The organism is Stenotrophomonas sp. YIM B06876 (genome assembly GCF_030711595.1).
Taxonomy (GTDB): Bacteria; Pseudomonadota; Gammaproteobacteria; order Xanthomonadales; family Xanthomonadaceae; genus Stenotrophomonas.
On the sequence record NZ_JAUJUJ010000206.1, the window covers coordinates 1 to 1,386 of the forward strand.

The 1,386-nt window shown below is 65.1% G+C and carries 3 protein-coding genes; all 3 read left to right on the top strand.

Annotation, left to right across the window (positions count from 1 at the left end; translation table 11 throughout):
- A partial coding sequence (locus QZH66_RS16115) for a FliM/FliN family flagellar motor switch protein (protein ID WP_305806900.1) occupies positions 1-239 on the top strand: 239 nt, incomplete at its 5' end.
- A gap of 11 nt (positions 240-250) precedes the next feature.
- Complete coding sequence (fliP, locus tag QZH66_RS16120; protein WP_305806901.1) at positions 251-1,018, top strand: flagellar type III secretion system pore protein FliP; 768 nt, start codon at positions 251-253, stop codon at positions 1,016-1,018.
- A 180-nt stretch (positions 1,019-1,198) separates the two neighbouring features.
- Positions 1,199-1,386: flagellar biosynthetic protein FliQ (locus QZH66_RS16125; RefSeq protein ID WP_345783864.1), on the top strand; the 188-nt coding region annotated here is incomplete at its 3' end.

Below are 1,386 nucleotides of genomic sequence, written 5' to 3' on the forward strand. Positions count from 1 at the left end.
AGATTCCGGTCACGCTGACCCTCGAAGTGGGCTCGGCCGACATCGCGCTCGACCAACTGATGGCCCTGGAGCACGACAGCGTGGTGGAACTCGACGCCGTGGCCGGCGCGCCGCTGGTGATCAAGGTCAACGGCACGGTCATCGGCCGTGCCGAGGTGGTGGTGTCGGGCGAGAACTACGGGTTGAAGGTGGTCGAGCTGGCCGACCTCGACTTGCTGTCGCTCGACGCGGCGAACTGAGCCGTCGCATCATGACGCTACGACGAATGGGGGGCCATGCCGCCCTGGGCCTGGCTGTGCTCGTCCTGATGCTGGCGGTGAGCGAGCCGGCACTCGCGGCCAACACCATTTCGCTGCTGGGCACCAACGCCAACGGCGCGCCGGCTGAATTCACGGTGAAGACCCAGATCCTGGTCATCATGACCCTGCTCGGGCTGCTGCCCGTGCTGATGCTCATGATGACCAGCTTCGTGCGCTTCGTGATCATCCTGTCTCTGCTGCGCCAGGCGCTGGGCCTGCAGCAGGGCCTGCCCAACCGCATTGTGACCGGGGTGGCGCTGATCCTCACGCTGCTGATCATGCGCCCGGTGGGCGAGGAGATCTGGCACAAGGCCTTCGTGCCCTACGACCAGGACAAGATCGGCCTGGAGGTGGCGCTGCAGACGGCCGAGGTGCCGCTGTCGCGCTTCATGCTGTCACAGACCAGCAAGAGCGCCTTGCAGCAGATCTCCTCCCTGGCCGGCGAGGCGCCGGTGAGCGAGCCGAGCCAGCACGCGTTCACCGTGAAGCTGGCGGCTTTCGTGCTCAGCGAGCTCAAGACCGCCTTCCAGGTCGGCTGCATGCTGTTCATCCCCTTCATGGTGGTCGATCTGGTCGTGGCGTCGGTGCTCATGGCCATGGGCATGATGATGCTGTCGCCGCTGGTCATCTCGCTGCCGCTCAAGCTGTTGCTGTTCGTGCTGGTCGACGGCTGGACGCTGACCGTGAACACCCTCATCACCAGCATCCGGGCCTACTGAGATGGCGCGCGCCTCCTTTTGCCTGATGAGATACCTGCCTCAGACCCCCGCCGTTCGGGCTGAGCTTGTCGAAGCCAGCGTCGTGTTGTGCGCACCCTTCGACAGGCTCAGGGCGAACGGACTCTGGCTGAGGTATGTCGCTCATCAGGCCTTATGCCTTCACCGGGTTGCGGAGCAGCCATGCTGACGCCCGACATCGCCGTTGATCTGGTCAGCGAAAGCCTGCGCCTGGTCATGCTGCTGGTGGTGGTGCTGATCCTGCCGGGCCTGCTGGTGGGCCTGGTGGTGGGCATCTTCCAGGCGGCGACGCAGATCAACGAGCAGACCATGAGCTTTCTGCCGCGCCTGCTGGTGACGCTACTGGCCGT